The organism is Mesorhizobium sp. YM1C-6-2, assembly GCF_003666685.1.
In the GTDB taxonomy this organism is placed as follows: domain Bacteria; phylum Pseudomonadota; class Alphaproteobacteria; order Rhizobiales; family Rhizobiaceae; genus Mesorhizobium_K.
On record NZ_RCIZ01000001.1, the window covers coordinates 183,452 to 206,769 of the forward strand.

General features: G+C 66.6%; 25 protein-coding genes and 1 pseudogene. 7 read left to right on the top strand and 19 right to left on the bottom strand.

Annotation, left to right across the window (positions count from 1 at the left end):
• The first annotated feature begins 41 nt into the window (after nt 1-41).
• Entirely contained in the window at nt 42-677 is a 636-nt protein-coding gene (locus D8676_RS00880) for an HAD family phosphatase (RefSeq protein WP_121578955.1), read from the top strand.
• Between the two features lie 119 nt (nt 678-796).
• On the opposite strand, the gene D8676_RS00885 is transcribed toward D8676_RS00880, so the two are convergent.
• The 5 genes and pseudogenes from D8676_RS00885 to D8676_RS00905 form a co-directional block, all read right to left on the bottom strand.
• On the bottom strand, nt 797-1,567 hold the full coding sequence (locus tag D8676_RS00885) for a class II aldolase and adducin N-terminal domain-containing protein (protein WP_121578956.1): 771 nt from the start codon (nt 1,565-1,567) through the stop codon (nt 797-799).
• An 85-nt stretch (nt 1,568-1,652) separates the two neighbouring features.
• Nucleotides 1,653-2,033, bottom strand: coding sequence for a hypothetical protein (locus D8676_RS00890; RefSeq protein ID WP_121578957.1), 381 nt, complete (start codon nt 2,031-2,033; stop codon nt 1,653-1,655).
• A 12-nt stretch (nt 2,034-2,045) separates the two neighbouring features.
• Complete coding sequence (locus D8676_RS00895) at nt 2,046-2,654, bottom strand: urease accessory protein UreE (RefSeq protein WP_121578958.1); 609 nt, start codon at nt 2,652-2,654, stop codon at nt 2,046-2,048.
• Nucleotides 2,655-2,712: 58 nt separating this feature from the next.
• A pseudogene (locus D8676_RS00900) lies at nt 2,713-3,303 on the bottom strand (hypothetical protein).
• 84 nt (nt 3,304-3,387) lie between these two features.
• Nucleotides 3,388-4,014, bottom strand: coding sequence for a glutathione S-transferase family protein (locus D8676_RS00905; RefSeq protein ID WP_121578959.1), 627 nt, complete (start codon nt 4,012-4,014; stop codon nt 3,388-3,390).
• A gap of 229 nt (nt 4,015-4,243) precedes the next feature.
• Between D8676_RS00905 and D8676_RS00910 the strand changes: the two genes are divergently transcribed.
• From D8676_RS00910 to D8676_RS00925, 4 genes are all read left to right on the top strand, one after another.
• A complete protein-coding gene (locus D8676_RS00910) occupies nt 4,244-4,627 on the top strand; it encodes a hypothetical protein (protein ID WP_121579690.1) in 384 nt (127 codons plus the stop codon).
• Nucleotides 4,628-4,783: 156 nt separating this feature from the next.
• Entirely contained in the window at nt 4,784-5,305 is a 522-nt protein-coding gene (locus tag D8676_RS00915; protein ID WP_121578960.1) for a hypothetical protein, read from the top strand.
• A 470-nt stretch (nt 5,306-5,775) separates the two neighbouring features.
• Nucleotides 5,776-6,030: an acyl carrier protein gene (locus D8676_RS00920; RefSeq protein WP_121579691.1), complete on the top strand. Its 255-nt coding sequence runs from the start codon at nt 5,776-5,778 to the stop codon at nt 6,028-6,030.
• A gap of 70 nt (nt 6,031-6,100) precedes the next feature.
• Nucleotides 6,101-7,309 carry a beta-ketoacyl-[acyl-carrier-protein] synthase family protein gene (locus D8676_RS00925; protein WP_121578961.1) on the top strand — a complete coding sequence of 403 codons (1,209 nt, stop codon included), beginning with the start codon at nt 6,101-6,103 and terminating at the stop codon, nt 7,307-7,309.
• A gap of 52 nt (nt 7,310-7,361) precedes the next feature.
• Here the strand turns inward: D8676_RS00925 and D8676_RS00930 are convergent, their stop codons facing one another.
• The gene (locus tag D8676_RS00930; RefSeq protein ID WP_121578962.1) at nt 7,362-8,180 is read right to left on the bottom strand and encodes a nickel-binding protein; all 819 of its coding nucleotides are present in this window, start codon (nt 8,178-8,180) and stop codon (nt 7,362-7,364) included.
• A gap of 191 nt (nt 8,181-8,371) precedes the next feature.
• On the opposite strand from D8676_RS00930, the gene D8676_RS00935 reads away from it, so the two are divergent.
• Nucleotides 8,372-9,076 carry a glutathione binding-like protein gene (locus tag D8676_RS00935; protein ID WP_121578963.1) on the top strand — a complete coding sequence of 235 codons (705 nt, stop codon included), beginning with the start codon at nt 8,372-8,374 and terminating at the stop codon, nt 9,074-9,076.
• A gap of 21 nt (nt 9,077-9,097) precedes the next feature.
• Here the strand turns inward: D8676_RS00935 and D8676_RS00940 are convergent, their stop codons facing one another.
• Together D8676_RS00940 and D8676_RS00945 are read right to left on the bottom strand one after the other, a co-directional pair.
• Complete coding sequence (locus D8676_RS00940; protein WP_121578964.1) at nt 9,098-9,424, bottom strand: hypothetical protein; 327 nt, start codon at nt 9,422-9,424, stop codon at nt 9,098-9,100.
• 68 nt (nt 9,425-9,492) lie between these two features.
• Nucleotides 9,493-10,122: a nucleoside triphosphate hydrolase gene (locus tag D8676_RS00945; RefSeq protein WP_121578965.1), complete on the bottom strand. Its 630-nt coding sequence runs from the start codon at nt 10,120-10,122 to the stop codon at nt 9,493-9,495.
• 155 nt (nt 10,123-10,277) lie between these two features.
• Between D8676_RS00945 and D8676_RS00950 the strand changes: the two genes are divergently transcribed.
• Nucleotides 10,278-12,143, top strand: a complete 1,866-nt coding sequence (locus tag D8676_RS00950) for a CHASE3 domain-containing protein (RefSeq protein WP_121578966.1) — start codon at nt 10,278-10,280, stop codon at nt 12,141-12,143.
• A 90-nt stretch (nt 12,144-12,233) separates the two neighbouring features.
• Here the strand turns inward: D8676_RS00950 and D8676_RS00955 are convergent, their stop codons facing one another.
• The 11 genes from D8676_RS00955 to D8676_RS01005 form a co-directional block, all read right to left on the bottom strand.
• Nucleotides 12,234-12,767, bottom strand: coding sequence for an SRPBCC family protein (locus D8676_RS00955; protein WP_121578967.1), 534 nt, complete (start codon nt 12,765-12,767; stop codon nt 12,234-12,236).
• Nucleotides 12,764-13,180, bottom strand: a complete 417-nt coding sequence (locus D8676_RS00960; protein ID WP_121578968.1) for a metalloregulator ArsR/SmtB family transcription factor — start codon at nt 13,178-13,180, stop codon at nt 12,764-12,766. Before D8676_RS00960 ends, D8676_RS00955 begins: the two co-directional genes overlap by 4 nt.
• A 60-nt stretch (nt 13,181-13,240) precedes the next feature.
• A complete protein-coding gene (locus D8676_RS00965; protein ID WP_183096915.1) occupies nt 13,241-13,786 on the bottom strand; it encodes a GNAT family N-acetyltransferase in 546 nt (181 codons plus the stop codon).
• Between the two features lie 97 nt (nt 13,787-13,883).
• Nucleotides 13,884-14,747 (bottom strand): twin-arginine translocase subunit TatC, encoded by an 864-nt coding sequence (gene tatC, locus D8676_RS00970; RefSeq protein ID WP_121578970.1) that lies wholly within the window; start codon nt 14,745-14,747, stop codon nt 13,884-13,886.
• Nucleotides 14,744-15,352 carry a Sec-independent protein translocase protein TatB gene (gene tatB / locus D8676_RS00975; protein WP_121578971.1) on the bottom strand — a complete coding sequence of 203 codons (609 nt, stop codon included), beginning with the start codon at nt 15,350-15,352 and terminating at the stop codon, nt 14,744-14,746. The genes tatC and tatB overlap by 4 nt, the downstream gene beginning before the upstream one ends.
• Before the next feature lie 42 nt (nt 15,353-15,394).
• Nucleotides 15,395-15,616 (bottom strand): twin-arginine translocase TatA/TatE family subunit, encoded by a 222-nt coding sequence (locus D8676_RS00980; RefSeq protein ID WP_121578972.1) that lies wholly within the window; start codon nt 15,614-15,616, stop codon nt 15,395-15,397.
• Between the two features lie 35 nt (nt 15,617-15,651).
• The gene (locus tag D8676_RS00985) at nt 15,652-16,773 is read right to left on the bottom strand and encodes an ABC transporter ATP-binding protein (RefSeq protein WP_245426510.1); all 1,122 of its coding nucleotides are present in this window, start codon (nt 16,771-16,773) and stop codon (nt 15,652-15,654) included.
• 69 nt (nt 16,774-16,842) lie between these two features.
• Nucleotides 16,843-17,598 (bottom strand): SMC-Scp complex subunit ScpB, encoded by a 756-nt coding sequence (scpB, locus tag D8676_RS00990; protein WP_121578973.1) that lies wholly within the window; start codon nt 17,596-17,598, stop codon nt 16,843-16,845.
• On the bottom strand, nt 17,595-18,398 hold the full coding sequence (locus D8676_RS00995; protein ID WP_121578974.1) for a ScpA family protein: 804 nt from the start codon (nt 18,396-18,398) through the stop codon (nt 17,595-17,597). Before D8676_RS00995 ends, scpB begins: the two co-directional genes overlap by 4 nt.
• A 68-nt stretch (nt 18,399-18,466) precedes the next feature.
• Entirely contained in the window at nt 18,467-19,489 is a 1,023-nt protein-coding gene (gene nagZ / locus D8676_RS01000) for a beta-N-acetylhexosaminidase (RefSeq protein ID WP_121578975.1), read from the bottom strand.
• Nucleotides 19,490-19,617: 128 nt separating this feature from the next.
• Nucleotides 19,618-23,250: an SPOR domain-containing protein gene (locus tag D8676_RS01005; protein ID WP_147448125.1), complete on the bottom strand. Its 3,633-nt coding sequence runs from the start codon at nt 23,248-23,250 to the stop codon at nt 19,618-19,620.
• Nucleotides 23,251-23,318 lie beyond the last annotated feature (68 nt).

The following is a 23,318-nucleotide window of genomic DNA, read 5'->3' on the forward strand; positions in this document are numbered from 1 at the left end:
GCGGGAATGGCGCAGTAAGGGGCGCACAGAAGGAAGACGCAATGACGCCGAAGGCAGTCTACTGGGACATGGATGGCACGCTGATCGACAGCGAGCCGCTGCACGACGAGGCGCTGGTCTCGGCGATGAAGAGCGTCGGCATCTCGCCGCCGCCGGACCTGCATGAGCGCGTGCTCGGCATAGCGGCTTGGCCGGTCTACGAGATGATGCGCGACGAGTTCGGCCTCAAGCTGCCCTTCGACGACTGGATCCGGCGGAAATACGACCACTACCTGAAGCACGCGCCGGCTCTGAAGCCGCGCGAGGGGGCGATGGAGATCTTCCGCGACCTGCAGCGCATGGGCGTGGTGCAGGCGGTGGTGTCGAACTCGGACCGGCTGGTGGTCGACGCCAATCTGAGGGCGGTCGGCCTCGTCGAGCCGGGCTTCAGGTCGGTGTCGCGCAACGACGTCGCCGAGGGCAAGCCGCATCCCGAGCCGTTCCTGCGCGCCGCCTGGCTGACCGGCATAGATCCGGCCGACACGGTGGTGATGGAGGACAGCAATACCGGCTCGCGCGCCGGGCTCGCCGCCGGCATGCGCACCATCTTCTGGCCTGAGCGGCCGATGAAGGGGCCGGAAGGCGCGCTGACGGCGAACACGGCCGAGGACGTCAGGCGGCTGCTGGGGATGCTTTAAGCCAACCGCCGGTCGGAGGCGGTCCGGCTGAGAACCGGTCGGCTTCCGGAGCGGCTGCTCTATCTATTTGTGTTTACGCAATTCCAGCAAAACCGCGGCGCACTTTTGCTGGAATTGTTCTAGCTCCGGTAGACCGGCTCCTCGTCGTCGAGGATCGCCTTCAGTTCCGAGAGGTGGCGGTCGGCCTGGCCGGGATAGTTGTCGAGCTCGGCCGCCGTCTTTTCGGCGATCTCGTCAGAGAGGGTGCGCAGCGGCCGGCCGGTCCACAGCGCCTTGATGTAGGTCTCGGCGGCGCGCTCGAAATAGAACATGCGATTCCAGGCCTCGGCCACCGTGGCGCCGATGACCAGAATGCCGTGATTGCCCATGATCATGACCTGTGCACGCGCGTCGGAAAGCAGCTGCGAGCAGCGCTCGCCCTCCTCCTCGAAGGCCAGCCCGCCGTAATTCTCGTCGATCACCTGGCGCGGGCCGTAGAACATGGCGGAGTTCTGGTCGATGGGCGGCATGCGCGAATCGGCCAGCGAGGCCAGCACGGTGGCGTGGATCGAATGCACATGCATGACGCAGCGCGCATGCGGCACGTTGCGGTGGATGGCGCCGTGCAGGCCCCAGGCGGTTGGGTCGGGCGCGTCGGGGCCGGTGAGCGTCTCGGGGTCGTTGGCGTCGATCAGCAGGAGATCGCTCGCCTTGATGCGCGAGAAATGCACCTGGTTGGGATTCATCAGGAACCTGGTGCCGTCGTCGTTGACGGCGAGGGAGAAATGGTTGGCGACCGCCTCGTGCATGTTCAGCCGTGCCGTCCAGCGGAAGGCGGCGGCGAGGTCGACACGCTCCTCGTAGAAGGGCAGGTTGGTGAGCTTGCCGGTTTTCAGCTGCGTGACGGTCATGGCGCGTTCCTCCGTGTCGAGGGACCATGCCAGAGCGGCGGGCGGTGGGGCAACGGGAAAATCGGCGCGGCGTCTTTCGCCTTGTTCACGCGCAACTGCCGAGCCGCCCGGTGAGCCGGACCGAAAACTCCGTTTCGCCGAATTCCGGCGCCTCAATCGAGAAGAAGCCGATCTTCGGGCCGGCGGTGCGCGTCGTCCAGTCCATGCCCTTGCGCAGCAGGACCGGCCGGCCGTCGCGCAGCAGCCGGCGCCATTCCTCGTGCGAGGGCTTGTTCCACCAGTCGGCAAGGCCGCTGCTCGCCTGCCTGGAAACGTATCGGCCGGCCTTCCAGTCGATATGGCTTTCCTCGTCGTCGATCAGCACGGCGACGAGCGGATCGTCGGCGGGCACGCCGAGTTCGGCATGGCCGTTGAGCAGCTCGGCCACCCATGAACCCCGCTGCTGGCTGGCTCGGTAGATCGCCATCAGCAGCGGCGCTCAGGCATGGTTGTGGCCGTAATGCGGATCGCCGGGCAGGCGGCCGTAGGCGTCGCGCTCGCCGTGCCCGTGGTCATGGTCATGACCATGGTGGTGGTGATGATGATGCTCGTGGCCGTGCTCGTGCGAATGGCCGGAATGGACGCTGTGCACCGGCAGGAACGGCTCGACGACCTCGGTGACGGTGGCGCCGAGCTCTTCGAGCATAGCCCTGATTGCAGGGTCGCGCAGGACGAGGAGACGGTCGGCTTCCATGGCGGCGGCGAGATGCCGCTCGCCGATATGCCAGGCGAGTTCGGCGAGATGCGCCGCGTCACGGGCGCGGACGGTGTGGAGCTGCTCGGGCGCGGCGTCGACCTCGATCTGGCGGCCGTCCTCCAGCACCAGCCGGTCGCCCGCGGCGAGCGTCACCGGCTCGGTGAGGTCGACGAGGACCTTGCCGCCGGGGATTTCGCTCCCTTCGGCGAGGTCGACGGCGCGGCGGCGCAGATGCCGCTCGTCATGCGCAAGCAGCGCCCTGCCGGCGACGGCGCCCGACGCGCTGCCGGCCGGCGCCACGGAGACCGCGCGCGGAAATTTGGTGAAATCGGTGTTGATGGAAAGCTTCATGTGACCGCCGTCGTTGCGGGGCCATCATGCGTCCTGGGATGCGGCTTGCCAAGCGGGCTCAGACGATCCGGTCGAAGAGCCGCACGATCCACGACACCTGGTAGATGAGCGTGAAGGCGACGAAGCCGGCGTGGAAGCGGCGGTTGTCCGTGCGCATGGCCACGAGGCAAAGCCCGACGAAGAGCGGCGTGCGGACGAGATATTCGACGCCGAAACGGGCGAAATGCTCCTCGCCCTTGATCAGCGTGTCGACGACGTCGAGCAGATAGGTCGCCGCGAGCAGGCCGAAGAACCAGCCGCGCCGTGCGTAGAAAAAGTCCTCGTAGCCTTTGTAGTCCTGCATCGAGTCTGGGAACAGGAAGGCGCACAGCAGGAACAGCGAGACGGCATAGACGAGCACGAAGAGCTAGATGCCGAAGGTCCAGTTGGCGATGCCGTAGAGGCCAAACTGCCACCACCAGAAATGCACCAGCATCAAAAGCACCGACGTCACCCAGAGGAGGTGGACGGAATAGAGCGGATATTGCCTGGGATGCTGGACGATGCGGGCCACGCCGGACAGGAGCCGCGTGACACCGAGCCCGATCACCATGCCCATGACGATGCGTATATGGGGGAACACGTCGTGGGCGAGGGGAAGTTGTTCCATGGTGAATCCGCTGCAACCTCAAGGCGAGGCAAGGTAGAGCGGAAAGCACCGCTGCGCCACCGGGCCGGCGCATCATGACGATGGCTAGGGTTGCCGCAATCCGCCTTTGGCGAGCGCTCCGCCATTGGCCTGGGCGCGCGCCCGGGCAGGCCGCGAGAGGACGCGGTCGAGATAGGCGTTGACGCGATCCGACCCGATGGTGAAGCGGCCGCCGCGCGCCCAGGCGCCGATGTCGCCGAGCATCACATCCACCGCCGAAAAGCGGCTTCCGAGGGCATAGTCGCCGTCGCCAAGCCGGCCGTCGAGCGCCTTGACCTCGTTGGCGAAGTCATAGGCGGCGGCCGGGCCGACATCGACGCGCAGCTCCGGCGGCAGCAGGAAGCGGTGGCGCAGCTTGTTCCAGAGCGGCGCTTCGAACTCCGACTGCGCGAAATGCATCCAGCCATCCATCTCGGCGCGCCCAGCGAGCCCCGGATTGGCGCCGAAACCCATGTCCGCGTGCTTGTCGGCCAGATAGACGCAGATCGCCGCCGAATCGGTGATCTTGAGATCGCCGTCGATTAGGATCGGCACCTTGCCCGACGGATTGAGCGCATAAGCCTCGGGGGAACGCCGGCCGATCTCGACGAATTCGTAGGGAACGCCGAGTTCCTCCAACATCCAGAGCACGCGGGAGATGCGCGACCCGCGCGCGCCGACGGCCTGGTACATTTTTCCGAACTCCATTGGCATGAGCCGGAAAGGCTAAAACAGAAAACGGCGCGGCGCCACCGACCGGCGACAACGGCCAGAGGATCGGGCGGGCTCACATTCCGGCCATAGAATAAACAAGGAATGGCCCGCTCGCCGACGGCTTCCGGTCTCATTGGACGTGTGAACTCGACCGCGCACTCCCCCCAAGACCACCGACCGCAAGCATAAGGAAGGGAAACTCATGCGCATGATCACGATTCTGGCGACGGGCGTCACGCTCGCCTTCGCCATGGCGACCGGCGCGCAGGCACAGTCGGAGCAGGCCCCCGCGCAGGCTCCGACCCAAGCCCCTGCCCAGGCCGAACCGCCGGCCGCGGCTCCGGAGGCGCCGAACATCACCAGCGTCAGCGTCATCGACATAGAGGAACTGCCCGAGGACACGCAGAAACAGGTCAACGACGTCGTTTCGCAACGCGGCGAGGCGGACCTCGAAAGGCTGCGCACGTCGATCGACGGCATGCCGCAGCTCAAGTCGGCGCTGGAGGCGAAAGGCATGACCTCCGCCCAGGTGATCGCCGCCAGCATGGGCGCCGACGGCGCGCTGACGCTGATCACCAAGAAGGCCAGCTAAAGCCGACGTAGCCACGCCGGCCTCACGCGCCTGCCGGAACCCGGCAGGCGCGGCGCGACAAATTGCCAACTTTCGGGAACTGCGGTCAAAGGGTTGTCGTTTTGGTCCGTTAACCTGGCGGCAAGCGCCGGGCAGAGACTATCCGCGGAGCATGTGATGACGACCACCCTGGACCCCACCGCCGTTGGCCTGACCCTCCCCGACAAAAGATGGCTGCCGGCCTTCGCCGCCGCAATCATGCTTTCCGTCATGCCGGCCGCCGGCCCGGTGCTGGCGCAGCAGGGCACCGACAACCAGCAGGCCGTCGACGCCATCATCGGCACCGAAGTCCAGGAAGAAGAGACGCAGGCCGCGACCGATGCGGTACGGCTGATCGCGGCGATCGACAAGACCGCCGAGAACACCGCGATCGTGCGCAAGACCTCGAACCTCGCCAAGGTGGATATCGTGTTCCTGCCCGACGCGGCCCGCACGGAAGGCGGGCCGCCGCCGGAGATCGAGGCCAAGGTGAAGGAACGCGAAGCCGAGATCGCCGAGCTGCGCAAGGAGATCGAGGGCAACGCGATGCTCTTCCACGCCATCGATTCCCGCCAGATCCTGCCGCAGGACGTGCTGGCCGTGGAGTTCGACGACGCCAACGGCGTGGTGATCTTCGCGGCGGCCAAGCCCGCCGGATAATAACCTATCCGGGCCTTGCCCACGGCTTCGCGGGGACATCCTGCCGAATCCGGAACGGCCTCCGTATCAGCCTCAACGTCCGGCCGAGCCTGAGCGCACCGCAAGGTCGGCGAGCGAGGCGAAGCGCTCTCACCGGTGGATAAAGGCGGCGTTTGCCGGGCAGGCGATCGCCGCAGTTTCACCTCCCATGCGGTACGCCGAAAGCTCCGCCATACTGCGGAAACGCGGCGTCAGCCGCGTCCAGCAATCCTCCAGCAGCCTGGTTTCTGAACGGGATCACGCGCCGTAAACGGCCGTTTGCGGCAAACTTCCGTTGTTGCTTCCGGCCTTGCGGCTTTCTATAGAGGGCAGGTTCCCGGCGGCAGCAGGGGAGCGGAAGGGGGGCCGAGAGGCCCGGAGGAACGACATATTCGACATCAATGTCGGAGACGCAGGCGCGTTGGGACAACGCACAAATCTGGAAGGGCGCGATGGCTGACCAGCTTGCCGAGGACATCATCTCCAAGATCAAGGAGCATTCCGATCCCGCGATAGGCGAGATCGGCCCGGACACGGAGCTTACCTCGCTCGGCATCCATTCGCTCGAACTGACCGAGATCATCTTCGATCTCGAAGAGGCCTACGGGATCGAGATCGAGATGAACACGGTCGAGGCCTGGAGCAATCTGAAGACCGTCCACGACATGATCGAGGCCGTTCGCGCCCTGATCGCGAAAAAAGCCTAGAGTCCAGGCTGCGACCTTGTCCCCGGCTCGCTGCGGCAGAACGTTTCAACCCGGCCCGGAGAGGCTCTGAATGCGGCAGCGCATCGTCGTCACCGGCATAGGCGGGCTTTGCGGGCTCGGCAACGACGCGGCGTCGATCTGGAGCGCCATGCGCGAGGGCCGCTCGGCGATCGGGCAACTGAGCGGCGAAACGCTGGCCGACATCAAGATCAAGACCGGCTGCGAGATCAAGGAACTGCCCGACCACGGCATCGAGCGCAAGCGGACCGTATCGATGGACCGCTTCAGCCTGTTCGCGGTGATCGCCGCGCGCGAGGCGATGGCGCAGGCCGGCCTCCAGCTCAGCGAGAAAGACAGCTACCGGGCCGGCGTGACAGTCGGCGTCGGCGTCTTCGGCGCCGACACGACCGACGATAATTATCGAAAACTGCTGGTCGAGCAGAAAACGCGCGCCGAGATCTTCGCGGTGCCGAAGATCATGCCGGGCGCGGCGGCCGGCCAGGTCAGCATGAATCTCGGCCTGCGCGGACCGACCTTCGGCGTCACCTCTGCCTGTTCGTCGGCGAACCATGCCTTCGCCAGTGCAATGGACCAGTTGCTGCTCGGCCGCGCCGACGTGATGCTGGCCGGCGGCACCGAAGCGCCGCTCTCCTGGGGCGTGCTGAAGGCCTGGGAGGCGCTCAGGATTATCTCGCCCGACACGTGCCGGCCCTTCTCCGCCGACCGGCAGGGCGTGGTCATGGGCGAGGGCGCCGGGATGGCCGTGCTCGAAACCTACGAACATGCCAGGGCGCGGGGAGCGACCATCCTCGCCGAACTCGCCGGCGTCGGCCTGTCGGCTGATGCCTCCGACATCGTTGCGCCGACCGTCGAGGGGCCGGCGGCGGCGATGCGCGCCTGCCTGGCGGACGCCGGGCTTAACCCCGAGGACGTCGACTACCTCAACGCGCACGGCACCGGCACCAAGGCCAACGACCAGATCGAGACGGTGGCGATCAAGCAGGTGTTCGGCGAGCATGCCGCGAAACTCTCGGTGTCATCGACCAAGTCGATGCATGCCCATTGCCTCGGCGCATCCGGCGCGCTCGAGATGATCGCCTGCGTGATGGCGATGCGCGACGGCGTCATTCCGCCGACGGCGAATTATCGCGAGCCGGATCCCGAATGCGATCTCGACGTGACGCCGAACGTCGCGCGCGAGCGCAAGGTGCGCGTGGCGGTCAGCAACGGCTTCGCCTTCGGCGGCACCAACGCCGTGGTGGCGTTCAAGGCGGCCTGACCGGCGGGCGGCAGCGCGGCCGGCGAGGCACGCGCCATGTTCCGCTGCATCGCTATCCCGCACTCCAGGCACACTGGAACGATTGCACGGCCTGCGAGAATCCCTTCAGCCGGCGCGGCTTGAGCGGCTCAAGGATATCCTGGCAGCCGCACTCCCGGTGGATGTTCGCCGAAACCAGAATCTGGTCGCGCGAAGCCGCCGAGCACAGCCGGGCTGCAAGCTGGACCGTCGAGCCGAAGAGATCGTTGCTGTCCTCGACCGGCTCGCCGCAATCGAGCCCGATCCGGATGTGTAGGGGTTCTGCGTTTCCGCGGTTATAGCGCGCAAAACCCCGCTGGACCGTGATCGCGCAATCGATGGCTTCCGCCGTGGCGGCAAAGGACGCCATGATGCCGTCGCCGGTATGCTTCACCTCGCGTCCACCGGATGCGGTCAGGCATCGACGCACGATGGAATCGTGCGCACGGACCATCTCGGTCGCCATCCGGTCCCCCAGGCGCTCCGTCATCCTGGTAGAGCCGACGATATCGGTGAACATGATCGCCCGGTGTCCGGAGTCGAGGCTGGCATGCGATTGCCCCATGAGAGGCTCAGGATCATGGATGCGGCCGAGAAAAGCCTCCACCGCCGAAAGAGCCACCTCGACGACCTCTCCGGCCACGTGACCGTGCGCCTCGCGGTGGACGCATTGCGCGGTGTGCTTGTCGGGCGCCTCGACGAGGCAGAACGTCGTGCCACGCTGCTCGTCGAACCAGTAGGTGAGGAATTTTACGCCGTATTGGTCCTGGATTTCGAGGTCCTTGCGGTGCGCGTCGGCAATTTCCGCCGCGGTCACCCCTTTCATGTCGTGCCGGTCCAAGAAGATTGCCATGGCCTTCTCCTCCCTGCTCCGCCCGCTGCCCGTCGCTTGACCTCGATACCGCGGGCCAGCGCCAGCAGAGGAGCGTCATCGACAGGCCCCCATTATACACCGATTTGGGCCTATGGATCGTGCGCGATGCCGTTGCTACATGCCTCTATGGCTGACCTGCGCCAAATCTCTCATTCTTCCCCGGAGCCGACATGACCGACCTTTCCGCCTTCCCCATCGCCACGCGCTGGAAGCCCGAGCATCCCGACCGGATACAGCTCTATTCCCTGCCGACGCCGAACGGCGTGAAGGTGTCGATCGCGCTGGAGGAACTGGGGCTCGCCTACGAGCCGCATCTCGTCGACATCATGAAGAACGAGAGCTGGACGCCGGAATTCCTGTCGCTCAACCCGAACGGCAAGATACCGGCGATCGTCGACCCGGATGGGCCTGGAGGCAAGCCGATCGGCCTGTTCGAGTCCGGCGCCATCCTGCTCTACCTGGCCGAGAAGACCGGCAGGCTCATCCCGGCCGATGCGGCGCGCCGCTACGAGACCATCCAGTGGGTGTTCTTCCAGATGGCGTCGGTCGGGCCGATGTTCGGCCAGGTCGGCTTCTTCCACAAATTCGCCGGACGCGAGATCGCCGACAAGCGCCCGCTCAACCGCTATGCCGACGAATCGAAGCGGCTGCTCGGCGTCATGGAGACGCGGCTCACGGGCCGCAAATGGTTCATGGACGACGAATACACGATCGCCGACATCGCGCATGCCGGCTGGGTGCGCAACCTGATCGGCTTCTACGAGGCGCGCGACATCGTCGGCTACGACAATTTTCCGAATGTCGACGCCTGGCTGAAGCGGGTGCTGGAGCGGCCTGCGGTGCAGAAGGGCCTGACGATACCCGCGCGCGGATAATCGCGCGGATAGCCGGCCGGGCTACTTGCCCTTCGGTTTGGCGGCCCCGCCGTCCTTGCCGATGACCGATGCCGCCTTGGCGACGGCGCCGGTCGCGGTCCTGGTCACCTTGCTGATGACCCGGCGCGCCACGGACGGCTTCTCCGCGGCGCTCTTCGGCGCGGCGGCCGGCTTGGCGCTCGACTTGGCCGCCGGCTTCACGGTCTTGGGCGCGGCCTTGCCGAACGTCTTCTTGGCGTCCTTGCTTCGCGCCGCCACCGCCGGGCCTGCCCCGTTCTTCGACTGCGTTGCCTTCGATGACGCAGTCTTCGCTTTCGCGGGAGCTGCCTTCTTTGCCTTTGTTGCCATTGCCCTCTTCCTTCTGGCTGGCGCGGTGCGCCGCTCGCGAACAACGGACCGCGCAGCGGTTGGTTCCCTCAGGCCAACTGCTCGGAATAGCTGACGACGAGATCGGCGTTGCGGCGGCGGGCGAGCACCCGCTCTATGTTGGGCAGGTCGTTCGACGCGATCCAGGCGCGGGCGTCGTCGTCCGACTTGCCGTGGCCGCGCCAGCGCTCCATCAGCCGCCGCTCCAGTTCCGGGCGCTGGACATCGACGAAGACCGAGAAGTCGAACAGGCCGGCCAGCGCCGACCACGGCTCCTCGTCGAGCAGGAGATAGTTGCCCTCGACGAGGACGAACTTCACGTCGGAGCCGACGATGGCCGCGCCGGCGCGCGACAGTTCCATCGAACGGTCGAAGACGGGAATGGCGATCTCGGGCTCGGCGGCGCGGATTCGTTTCAGGAGCGCCGCGAAGCCGGCATAGTCGAACGTCTCCGGCGCTCCCTTGCGCGGGCGCAGGCCGCGATCGTTGAGCACGGCATCGTCGAAATGGAAGCCGTCCATCGGCACGACGACCGATTTCTCCTGGGGCAGGACTTCGTGCAGCCGTTCGGCAAGCGTCGACTTGCCGGAGCCCGGCGGTCCGGCGATGGCGACGATGAAGCGCTGCGTGCCGGCGGCGCGCTTGAAGATGGCGGCGGCGATCGATGCGATCTCGGACATGACCTCTCCATCCTGTTCGGCCCCATCTTGTCGCCGTTGAACACAAAATTCAAATGGCCGTTGCTTAGCTCCGCAGGTATGTCGGTGCTTGTCTTCGCGGTGCGCTTTGCTTACGAAATCCAAGGGCTGCGGTTCGCGGCCGCGGGACCTTCTCGATGATAACGCGCTTACGCAGGGCGGTTCATCTGCAATTGCTGCCGCTGGCGCTGGGCTTCGTCCTGCTCGGCGCGATCGTCGGCGCGCGCTCGCTGCTGATCGAATCGCAGCGCGACAGCAACAACGCCGCGCGGGCCGCCGCCGTGCTGGACAACCAGCTGGTAACGACCCTTTCGCTCGCCCAGGACGCGGAGACCGGCCAGCGCGGGTTCCTGCTGACGGGAGAGGAGCCCTATCTCGCGCCCTACCGCTCCGCCGTGTCGGCGCTGCCCGGCCAGCTGGAGGCGATCAGCGAGGCCGTCGCGTCGAGCCCGGAGCGGCGCGCGCAACTGGCTGCCCTGCGCGATGCGCTCGGCGACCGGATGGCCGAGATCGACGAGACGATAGCCCTCTACCGGGCCGGCAACGCCGCCGAGGCGCTGGCGCTCCTGCGGACCAACCGCGGCAAGGCTTCGATGGACCGCATCCGCGGCGTCATCGGGGAGATGCGCCGCGGCGAGAGCGCCGACCTGCAGCAGCGGCTCGCCGTCTCCGAGCGCATCGACGAGCTGCTGCGCTGGGCCTCGATCCTCACCTTGCTCGGCGTGGTCGCGGTCGGCGCCTACGGCCTCTATGACGCGCGCCGGCGCATGCGCGACGTGGAGACCGCGCATGCCGGGCTGCTCGCCGCGAACGAGGCGCTGCGCAACGAGATCGCCACCCGCGAGGCCGCCGAGCTGCAGGTGCGCCAGATGCAGAAGATGGAGGCGGTCGGCCAGCTCACCGGAGGCATCGCCCACGACTTCAACAACATGCTCGCCGTGATCATGAGCGCCATGAACCTGATCCAGCGCAAGCTGGCGCGCGGCGAGACCGACATCGGCAAGTTCGTCGACGCGGCGACCGATGCGACCGGCCGCGCCGCCGGCCTGACCACCCGGCTGCTCGCCTTCTCGCGCCAGCAGCCGCTGGCGCCGCAGGTGATCGACGCCAACCGCGTGGTGACCGGCATGTCCGACATGCTTCGGCGGACGCTCGGCGAGACGATCTCGGTGGAGACGGTGCTCGCCGGCGGGCTCTGGAAGACCCATGCCGACCCGAGCCAGATCGAGAACGCCATCCTCAACCTCGCGGTGAACGGGCGCGACGCCATGCCCGACGGCGGCAGCCTGACGATCGAGACGGCGAACTGCCATCTCGACGACGGCTACGCGGCAAGCCATGCGGAGGTGGTCGCCGGCCAGTATGTGATGATCGCCGTCACCGACAAGGGCGCCGGCATGACGCCGGATGTGCTGGCGAAGGCGTTCGAGCCGTTCTTCACCACCAAGCCGGTGGACAAGGGGACGGGGCTCGGCTTGTCGCAGGTGTTCGGCTTCGTCAAGCAGTCCGGCGGGCACGTCAAGATCTACTCCGAGCTGGGCGAAGGAACCACGGTCAAGATCTACCTGAAGCGGTATTTCGGCGAAGAGCAGGAGGCGCCGGAGCCGCAAAGCGCCGTCGACGCCGCGCGGCGGCCGACCGAGACCGTGCTGGTGGTCGAGGACGACGAAAGGGTGCGGATCGGCACGGTCGATGCGCTGCGCGAGCTCGGCTATGTGGTGGTCCATGCCGGCAGCGCGGCAGAGGCGCTGAAGAAGCTCGCCGAATATCCTGATGTCGCGCTGCTCTTCACCGACATCGTGATGCCGGCGATGAACGGCAGGAAACTCGCGGAAGAGGCACTGGCGGGACGGCCGGGGCTGAAGGTGCTGTTCACCACCGGCTTTACCCGGAACGCCGTGGTGCACAATGGCGTGCTCGATCCGGGCGTCAACTTCATCGCCAAGCCGTTCACGCTGGACCAGCTTGCCGCAAAACTGCGCGAAGTGCTGGACCGCTCGTAGGTTCCCGGACGGGAAGCGGACCCGGCGCTGCCGGGCCTGCTGCTATCCCAGCGCCCGTTCCGCGGGACGCTGGGTTCGTATGCTGTCTCGTCAGGCCGGCAGGAGCCGATCGTATTCCGTGCGCAGGCGGCTCCAGCGTTCCCAGAACGGCTCAGCCTCCCTGCCCGCGGCGCGCGCGGCAAGGACGTCCAGATGCGTATGCCAGCCGGCCGCCACCTTGGTCAGCGTGCCGCGATCAGGCAGGCGGCGATGGGTGATGGTGAGCAGCACTTCGCCGCCCTGCCGCTCCAGCTCGAAGGTCACGTCACCACTGTCTTCCCAGGTGAAGGAGAGCTTGCGGGGCGGATCGACCTCGGTGATGCGGCTCTTCATGCGCTGTTCCTCGGGGAAACCGGCCGGCCGCCGGGCAGGCCCCGTGGAGAGCTCGTCGTTGCGCCAGACGAATTCGAAGGGCGCGCCGACCTTCAGTTGCATCGGGCCGGCCGCCAGCCATTGGCGGCGCAGGTCGCTGTCGGTCAGATAGTCCCAGACGCGCTCGAGCGGGCCCGGCAGAAGGCGCTGGATCTTCAATGTGGTCGGTTCGATGAGGACGCCATAAGCGTCGATGGCGGAATGTGCGTTCATTGATCGTCTCCTTCTTTCGGGTCGGGTTCTTTGGGGTGGGGGGTGACTGGCGATTTCTCGGGGGTGACCGGCGATTGCCTGCGGGCATCGTCCTGGCGCAACAGGCGCTCCAACTGATCCAGGCGGCCGCTCCAGAAGCGCTCGTAGAAGCTCAGCCATTCATGGGCGCTGGCCAGCGGACCCGGGTCGAGGCGGCAGAAATGCGTGCGCCCGCGCACGTCGCGGCGGATCAGGCCAGCGCTTTCCAGTGTCTTGATGTGCTTGGAGGCTGCGGCAAGCGAGATGGAGAAGGGTTCGGCAAGCTGGCTCACCGTGCGCTCGCCATCCGCAAGCTGGCGCAACATGCGCCGCCGCGTCGGATCGCCGAGGGCGTGGAAAACGGTGTCCAGTTCGGGCGCAAGAAGCTCAACCATGTGGTTGAATATATGCGTACGATTATGAAAGTCAACCTTTCGGTTGAATATTATCGTCGGCTATGGCTGGGAGGCTGCCGGCTTGCCGCTGCGGCGTTCGAGCAGGATGGTCGGCTGCCCGTGATATGCCGTTCTCAGCTTTTCGCGATAGCCGAGCTTGCGCGCGACGGCGAGCGACGGCGCGTTTCCGGGATCGATGATGCAGACCGTCCTGTCGAAGCCGGGCCGGCCCTCCGCCCATGCGTGAATACCGCCGAGGACTTCGGTGGCGAGGCCCTTGCCATGCGTCGTCGGGATGAGCGCCCACCCGGCCTCCGGCGTGCCTTCGATCGATGGAACGAGGTCGCGCTTGAGGTCATGGAAACCGGCCTCGCCGATGAAACGGCCCGTCGCCTTCTCCTCGATCGCCCAGAAGCCGTAGCCGATCAGCGGCCACATGCCGACATAGCGCAGCAACCTGACCCAGGTCTCTTCGCGGCTGCGCGCCTTGCCGCCGATGAAGCGGGTAACGACCGGGTCGGTCCACATCGCGGCATAGGCTTCGAAGTCTCCGAGCCCATGCGCCCTGAGGATCGTACGCTCCGTCTCGATGGTCGGCGCCGTCATGGATTCCACCCTCTGCAAGGGCAGCATCCTGAGCCTTCTTTTCGCGAAGGCTAGTGCCACCGGTGCTTTCGCCTTGGCGGCAACCAGGAAGATCGGACTATTCGGCGGCGGACGTGGTTTCCGCCGACTTGCCGGCGGCCTCCTCGGCGGCTTCCTGCCGCTCACGGGCAAGCCGCTCGGCCTCGCGCTTGCGCTCCACCATGCGCGCCGCCCAGATCGAAACCTCGTAGAGGATGATGGTCGGCACGGCGAGACCGATCTGGCTGACCGGATCGGGCGGGGTGAGCACGGCGGCGACGATGAAGGCGATCACGATCGCCCATTTGCGCTTGTCGGCCAGCGCCGCGGAGGACAGCAGCCCGACACGCGCCATCAGCGTGGTGACGACCGGCAACTGGAAGACCAGGCCGAAGGAGAAGATCAGCGTCATGATGAGGCTGAGATATTCCGACACCTTCGGAAGCAGGGAAATCTGCACCTCGCCGTCGCCGCCGGTCTGCTGCATGGCGAGGAAGAACCACATCACCATCGGGGTGAAGAAGAAATAGACCAGCGCCCCGCCCATCAGGAACAGGATCGGCGAGGCGATGAGGAAGGGCAGGAAGGCGCTACGCTCGTTCTTGTAGAGGCCGGGCGCCACGAATTTGTAGATCTGCGCGGCGATCAGCGGGAAGGCCACGACCAGGCCGCCGAACATGGCGAGCTTGATCTGGGTGAAGAAGAACTCCTGCGGCGCGGTGTAGATGAGCTCGACCTTCTGGTCGGCGAGGCCAGCCCAATGGACCGCCCACTGGAAGGGGATGACCAGGATGTTGAAAAGCTGCTTGGCAAAGAAGAAGCAGACCAGGAAGGCTATGAAGAAGCCGCCGATCGACCACATCAGCCGCGAGCGCAGCTCGATCAGATGCTCGATGAGCGGGGCCGACGATTTGTCGATCTCGTCCTGGTCGGTGTTGCTCACGTCGCGCTGCTTTCGGTTTTCTTCTTGCGGGGCGCGGCCTTGGGCTTGGCCTCACCGGTCGCGACGGCGGTCTTTTTCGGGGCGCGGGGCTTCGCCGCCTTCTTCGGGGCGGCAGCCTTGGCGGCAGGCTGCGCTGCGGCCGTGGAGCCCGTTGCCGCTGCTGCCGCAACAGCGGCAGGCGCCGGCGTAGAGGCAGCCGGCGTGGAAGCAGGCGGCGTCGCGGCTTCGCCGGGCATGGCCGCGGCGCCGTTCTTCAGCGGCTCGCTTGCGGCGGCGACGGGCGAAGCAGGCTCCGGCGGCTTGGGCTTCAGCGTGTCGAGGCCGGCGCGGACATCGGCCGCGGCCTTCTCGAAGGGATTGAGCTGCTTCTTGATCTCTGTCGTCGGATTGAGGCTGCGCAGCGAGTCCACCGACTTCTTGACGTCGTCCAGCTCGGCTTCCTTGAGCGCCTCGTTGAACTGTTTCTGGAAGTCGCCGGCCATGGCGCGCAGTTTCGCCGTCGTCTTGCCGAAGGTGCGCAGCATCTTCGGCAAGTCTTTCGGCCCAACGACCACGATCATGACGACCGCGATCACCAGCATCTCGGTCCAGCCGATATCGAACATTGGCTTCTGTCCGGCTCTATTGGCCCGGGACGTTCCCGGGCGTCAGCTCTTGGAAGCCTTTTCCTTGGCCGAGTTCATCGCCTCGTCGGCGCGATGCTCCACGGTCTTGGGATCGTCGGCGGTGTCGTCGTCGGCCATGCCCTTCTTGAAGCTCTTGATGCCCTTGGCCATGTCGCCCATCAGCTCGGGGATCTTGCCGCGTCCGAAGACCAGCAGCACGACGACCAGCACGATCAGCCAGTGCCAGATTGAAAAGGAACCCATTTGTTACTCTCTTCCCATGTTTCTCTAGCTACGATCTATGCGTTTTCGTCGCCAGTTTCAAACACAAGTACGTCAGACTTGCGCAACGAAAGCCAGATATCTCGCGCGTTAGGAGACAATGCGCCGCAGCGGACCCGCGCCCGGACGGGCGTTTCGGCGCCTGAAACCGCAAATTCGATGAGTTCGACGACGCCGAGATAGCGCCGGGACAGGATGCGCGCCTCCGTCTCGCCCTCGCTCTCGCCGACGTCGAAGCCGGACAGCCTGACGGCGACGGTGGCCGCCGCGCCGTCGGCCAGCCCGGGGGCTAAGACCTTGCCGACCGGCGTATCGGCCATGCCGTCCCTGACCCTTGCCGGGAACAGGTTGAGCTCGGAGAAGAAGCCGGCGACGAAAAGATCGACCGGATTGAGATAAAGCTCTTCGGCGCGGCCTGCCTGGACCAGCCTGCCCGACTTCATGAGCGCGATGCGGTCGCCGAGCCGCATCGCCTCCTCCGCGTCGTGGGTGACGACGATGGCGGTGGCGCGACTTTCGCGCAGGATGGCCAGCGTCTCGGCGCGCACGCTGTCCTTGAGACGCGAATCGAGGCCGGAGAACGGTTCGTCCATCAGAAGCACGGCCGGCCGGGGCGCCAGCGCGCGGGCAAGTGCGACGCGCTGCTGCTCGCCGCCGGAAAGCACATGCGGGAAGGAGTTCGCATGATGCTCCAGGCCGACGCGGGAAAGCGCGATATGCGCCTCGCGTCGCGCCTCTTCGCGCGACAAAGCGGTGAGGCCGAAGCGGACATTGTCGAGGATGGTGAGGTGCGGAAAGAGCGCGAAATCCTGGAACACCAGCCCGATCGAGCGCTGCTCCGGCGGCAGGAAGACCGCGGGGCCGGCGATCTCGCGGTCGTTGAGCAGGACGCGGCCTGAGCTCTGCGGCTCGATGCCGGCGGCGATCCTGAGCAAGGTCGTCTTGCCCGAGCCCGAGGGACCGAGCAGGCAAAGCACCTCGCCGGGCTCGGCCGCGAAGGAGATGTCGGCCAGCGTCTCGCGATCCGAATTGAACGAATGCCTGATGTGCTCGAAGGCGAGTTTCGCCGCAAACGTGACGCCCGCCGTCACCCGCGAGGAAGCGGCCGGGGTTTCGGACTTGCTACGCTGGACGTTCAACCGGCAGGCTCCAGTGCGGGGCGGGCGACGTGGACTTATCGCCCGGCACCCTGCTTTCCCGGCAGCCGGTCAATCATCTGTCGCCTTGGGTGTCAACAGACCGAGTTCCTCGAGGTCGACGTCAGTCAGCGGATCCTCGTCCTCGGTAAGCTCGTCGGGATCGGCCGGCGGCGTCGGCATCGAGAAGTTCGCCGGCATGCGGGCCGCGAGCAGTCCGGCGCCCTTCAGCTCCTCCATGCCGGGCAGGTCGCGGATCTCCTCCAGCGCGAAATGGTCGAGGAAGGTATCGGTGGTGCCGTAGGTGACGGGACGGCCGGGAGTACGGCGGCGGCCGCGCATGCGGATCCATTCCGTCTCCATCAGCGTGTCTATGGTGCCCTTGGAGGTCTCGACGCCGCGGATATCCTCGATCTCGGCGCGGGTGACCGGCTGGTGATAGGCGATGATGGCGAGCACTTCGAGTGCCGCGCGGGAAAGCTTCTTCTGCTGAACGCTGTCGCGGCTCATCAGGAAGGCGAGGTCGCCGGCGGTACGGAAGGCCCAGCCGTCGCCGACCTTCACCAGGTTGACGCCACGACGCGCATAAATCTGCTGCAGCTCGGCCATGGCGGCGGGCACGTCGACGCCTTCGGGCAGGCGCTGGCCGATCTGCTTCTCGCTGACGGGCTCGGCACTGGCGAAGACGATGGCTTCCGCCATGCGCACGGCTTCGGCGAGGTGCAGGCGCTCGGCGGGATTGAGAACCGGAGCCGCTTCTTCCTCGACCTCGTCGGCGACAGTGTCGGCGATCGGAAAAGGTACGACGGAGCCGCTGCCTTCAGTCATGGTACCACCTCAAGGGACTTTCTGGCCTGCTGCTGCCGGCCGCGCAGATAGAGCGGCGCGAAGGCAACCTCCTGGCGCGCCTCCAGCGTGCCCTCGCGGATGAGCTCGAGGCTCGCGGCGAAGGAACTGGCGATCGCGGTCGCGCGATCCTCCGGCGTCGTCAGATAGTCGATCAGGAACTGGTCGAGCGCGGTCCAGTCGCGCATTTCGCCGACGATGCGCGAGAGGATGTCGCGCGCCTCCTTGAGCGACCAGACGCCGCGCCGGGCGATCTTCACCCGGTCGATGGCCTGGCGCTGGCGCTGCACCGCATAGGCGGTCAAGAGGTCGTAGAGCGTCGCCGACCACTCGTTGCGCTTCTCGACGATGACGAGTTCGGGCATGCCGCGGGCGAAGACGTCGCGGCCGAGCCGATTGCGGTTGACGAGCCGGGAGGCCGCATCGCGCATCGCTTCGAGGCGCTTCAGGCGGAACTGCAGCACGGCGGCCATTTCCTCGCCCGATTCGCCCTCGTCGCCGGGCTGCTTAGGGATCAGCAGCTTCGACTTCAGGAAGGCCAGCCAGGCGGCCATGACGAGATAGTCGGCGGCGAGTTCGAGGCGCAGCTTGCGGGCGGTCTCGATGAAGACGAGATATTGCTCGGCGAGCGCCAGCACCGAGATGCGCGCCAGATCGACCTTCTGGTTGCGGGCGAGATGCAGCAGGAGGTCGAGCGGGCCCTCGAAGCCGGCGACGTCGACGACCAGCGACGGATCGTCGGAGGTGCGCGTCTCGTCGTTGTCCGCCCACAGCTTTTCCATGGGGCGGTCCGTCGGGACGGCTTTCCCAGCCTTGCTGTCCGAGGTCTCCGCCAACTTCGTCCGGTCTCCTAGGCCACCATCGTGTCAAAATAGGTCGCGAATTCCGCGCGAAGCTCGGCCTCGTCGGCGGCGTCGCGATCCTTGATGTAGGAGAGTGCGCGCTTCGCCCGGTCCAGCGAGGCGCCTTCCAGCCCCTTGGTCCGGGAGGCGATGCCCGCCATCTCCTCCATCTCGCCGTTGCAGTGAAGGACGATATCGCAGCCGGCCGCAAGGATGGCGGCGGCTTTGGACGGGAAATCCCCAGAAAGCGCCTTCATCGAGGTGTCGTCGCTCATCAGCAGGCCCTCGAAGCCGATCTCGCCGCGGACGATCTCCTCGATGACCTTGCCGGAGGTGGTGGCCGGATTGTCGGGGTCGATGGCGCTGAAGATGACGTGGGCGGTCATCGCCATGGGCAGGTGCGCCAGCTCGCGGAACGGCGCGAAATCGTGGCGCTGCAGCTCGGCGAGCGTGGCGTCCACGGTCGGCAGCTCGAAATGGGTGTCGGAGAAGGCGCGGCCGTGGCCGGGAATGTGCTTCATGACGGGAAGCACGCCGCCCGACATCAGGCCGTCGGCGGCGGCGCGGCCCATGGCGGTGACGATTTCCGGCTTCTTGCCGTAGGCGCGCGAACCGATGACGTCGCTGGCGCCTTCGATCGGCACGTCGAGCACCGGCAGGCAGTCGGCGGTGATGCCGTAGCGCGAGAGGTCGAAGGCGTGCAGCCTGGCCAGCAGCCACACGGCGCGCTCGCCCGCCTCGTGATCCTGCTGCCAGAGCGCCCCGAGCGCGGCGCCGGCGGGATAGTTGGGGGCCAGCGGCGGGCGTATGCGCTGCACGCGGCCGCCCTCCTGGTCGATGAAGACAGGCGCGTCGGGACGGCCGACGCTGTCGCGCATCTCGGCGACGAGATCCTTGATCTGCTCGGCCTCGGAGATGTTGCGGGCGAAGAGGATGAAACCCCAGGGAGCCTCGCCGCGGTAGAATCGGACTTCCTCGCGGCTGAGCGACTTTCCGTAACAGCCGAGGATCATGGCTTTTGATTCGGTCATGCGGTCATTTTACCTCAACTGCGGGCGACTGCACCACCGGCCGGCCCGTCCAGGCTTTGGAATCAAAGGAAAACGGCGCGGCCAAGGCCGCGCCGTTTCTATTTTTCTTTCGGCCCGAAGGCGGAAAGCTATCGCGACACGAAGCAGTTGCCGCCGGCCGCCTTGTAGTTCTCGCAGAGGCTGATCGCCTCGTTGCGGGTCGCGGCAGGCACGCGGACGCGCCAGAACGTGCCCTTGCCGGCGATTTCGGCCTTGACGATGTTGACCTCGCGTCCCTGCAGCACGTTGCCGTAGCGGCGGGCGAGATCCTGGTAGGAGGACTGCGCCGCGGCTTCGCTCGGCTGCGAGGCGATCTGCATGGCCCAGTTGCCGTTGGCTGCCGCCGTGGTCGCCGCGGCGACCTGGTCGGGCTTCACTTCGCCGACGACGTCGATCGGCTGGTCGGCGGGACGCAGAGGCGCGATCGGCGCGGTGTCAGGCATGGCGGCCCTGGCGCCCGAAGCGGGCTCGACGGCCGCGTCCTCCTGCGCCGCAAGCGGCTCGGCGGCGGCAGTCTCCTGCGGAGCCTCGGTGGCGGCCTGCAGCGCACCGGTCGATTCCGGGATCGCCGGAGCAGGCGCCGCGTCAGGCACGGCGGCGGCGATCGTATCGGTCTGCTCGTTGGACGGGGCGGCGTCGGGCTCGTCCTCGCGCGGCATCAGCGTGCCGTCGGGCTTCACCACCAGCGTGCGCACCTTGCGCGGCGCCACGGCGACGATCTGGTCGTCGGTCTTGCCTTCCGTCTCCTGGAGAATCTGCTCGATGCGGTCCTCGCTCTTGCCGGAGGGAGCGGCGACAACGTCCTCTTCCATGGCCGGCGGAGGCGGCGTCACGTCCACGGGCTCTTCGGCGGTGGTGACCAGCGTTTCCTGCTGGGGAGCATCGGCCGTCCCTTCGCCAGCAACCGTCTGGTAGACCTTGTTGTCCTGGTTGGGCACCGTCGTGCCGCCCGGATTTTCCGGCTTCACCTTGACCGGACCGTCCTCGGCCCTGACCAGCGCCGGCGCATCGCCATCGGAACCGCCGCCGAAGGAGAAGGCGAAGGCGCCGATGGCACCGAGCAGCGCGACGCCGCCGACCAGGGCGCCGATCAGCACGGCGCGCGATTTCGGCTGGCGGGCATCGTCGGCGCCAAGATGCTGCGCGATCTCCTGATCCATGTCGGGATCGTAGTCGTAATCGTCAGGCGAATACTGGTCGACCGGACGGCTTCCCGGCAGGTCATCGTCATCCAGCGCGAAGGCAGGCTGCTCCGGATGATCGGCATAGGCCGGGGCCGGGGCCTGGCGCGGGCCGACCGCCGAGGTAGCCATGGCGGCCATCTGGCTTACATAGGGCCGCGCCTCGAAGCTGGCATAGGTGCCGTTCTCGCTGGACGAGGACGCAGCAACAAGCGGCTCGGCATTCATCTCGCTGAGCAGGCTGGAGAACTCGGCGTCGAGGTCGTCATAGGCCGAAACCGGCGGCAGTTCCTCTTCCTCGACGAGTTCGGGTATGTCGAGATCGTCGGCGAGCGCGATCGCCTTGTCGGCCACCTCAATGGTCTCCACATCGGGCTGCTCCTCGAAAGCCGAGGAGATGTCGATGTCGTCATCCTCGACCGATTCGCCGGCGAAAGGCGCGGAACCCCTGGCCACGCCCATGGCATGGCCATACGGCGTCTCCGGCTCCTTCTTCGAATATTTCGCCGCCAGCGCGGTGATGACGTCGAGCGGGTCTTCCTTCAGGGGATTGCCGCGCACGACGGGATCGCGATGCGTGCTGAAGAGCTCTGGTCCGCCCGAAGCGGCTGCCTGCGCCTGTCCGCCGAAACGCTGGCCGGCTGGCGTCCTCGGCAGATCGGACAGCCGCACCGGCGCGTCCGTTTCGAACGGGCGGGATCCAAAGGCCGAACCGAAATGCGCAGCGGCGGCGCCCAAACCCGCGCCGGCGGCCATGGCGCCGTAATGCGTCGAGGGCTGCTCTTCGGTCATCGGGTCGAACGACAGGTCGTCGACGTCGAGCGATGCCAGATCGTCTTCGGCCTCGAGCGCCTGGTCGTCTTCTGCTGCATATGCATAGGCGTCGGGCTGCCCGGGCTCGGCATAGGTTTCGTACTGCCGGTCTTCAGCATAGACGTCTTCCGCATAGGCCTGCGGCTGGTCGTCCTCGACCGGCTCGGGCGCTGCGTCGACAGCGAAACTCTCGTCGATATCCCAGTTCAGATTGTCGTCGATATCGGCCGGATGCTCGGGCGCATCGAAGCTGACCGGTTCGGCCGGACGGAAGTCGGCCGGCTCGTAGGCGGCATGGCTCGGCTGGTAGGCTTCCGGTGCGGCGGGCTCTTCCGCTTTCGCCGGTTCGGCGGGCGCACTGACCGGCTCCGAGGTTGCCGCCGAAGCGCCGGCCTGGCCGGACCTGATGTTGCCGAGCAGGGCGTTCAGCTCGTCCTCGAGATTGAACTCGGGCGCGGCAGGCCCCTGAGCGGCCTCGCGCTGACGGAACTCCTCCGCAGCGACGTCCATCGGCGACGTCGGCAGCTTGCGCGGCTCGTAGCGCGGCACCGAGAATTCGAAAAGCGGCGGCTCGCCCTGGCTGGAGGGTTCAGGCGCTGCAACGGCTTCGGGCTCGGCGTCGACAGGTTCGGCGGCCACGGGCTCGTCCGCAACGGGCTCATAGGCCACGAACTCGGGAGCGGAAGCTTCGGCCTCGAACTCCGCCGTTTCAGGCTCCATCGCCTCGGGCTCGGCGGAGAAATCCTCGGCCGTGAGGTCGATATCGTCGAACGCGAAATCGTCGGCCGCCGGCGCGGCAGCCGTTTCATGGATAGCGTGGGCCTCGACAGGATGCGAATCGTCCAGGCGCAGTTCGTCCTCGTCGAAGCTGAAGGCGCTTTCGTAGATCGTCGGCTGCGGCTCCGGTTCGGCCGCGACCGGGGCTGCGGGCTCGTCCGCGGCATGGTCGTCCAGGCGGAAGTCGGCTTCGTCGAACAGGTGCAGGTCGTCGGACTCGACCGTCTCGTCCTGCGCCGTTGCCGCCACCGCATCCTCGGCGGGCAGCTCGGCCTCCGACGCGAAGGCGTCGCCGAAATCCATGTCTATGTCGGCCATCGCGGCGTCGAAATCGGCATCGGTGGCGGCCATCGCCTCGACCGGCGCTGCCGGCTGCGCGGCTTCGACATCGAGCGCGCGGACATCGTCGTCCGTCAGGCCGAGATCGAAATCCCCGTCGTCGGCCTGGAAGGTTTCGGCGGCAGCGGGCTGCGGCGCTTCGGCATCCAGCGCCTGGACATCGTCATCGGTGAGACCGAGATCGAATTCCGCGTCGTCTTCAGCAGCGCCGCCCTCCTGACCGGAGGTGGCCAGAGCGGCCTCGAAATCGGCCGCGAAGTCGAAATCTACCTCGGGGATATCAGAGCGAACATCGCCGGCCTGGGCCGGGGCTTCCAAGGCGGGCGCCTCGACGGCGAAATCGGCGGCTTCCACCGCGAAATCATGCGCGGGCTCCTCATCGTCGAGCGAGAATTCGCCAAGCAGTTCCTTTTCCAGATCCAGACTGAAATCGTCTTCCTCGACGGCCTGTTCGACCGGAGCAGCCTGCTGAGCGGGCGCTTCCTGAGGCTGCGCCGCGGGCCTCGCCGGCTGGCGCGGGTCGAAACCCATGATTCTGGTCAGTTCCGCAAAGGGATCGTCGTCCGCCAGGTCGACATGATCGGCGATTTTTAGCTGGTTCTTGTCTGCCATTTTTCCCGAACTCGCACACATTCGGACGCCTTGGACGTCGCGCAGGGTTGGTCCCTACCAGCGCAATG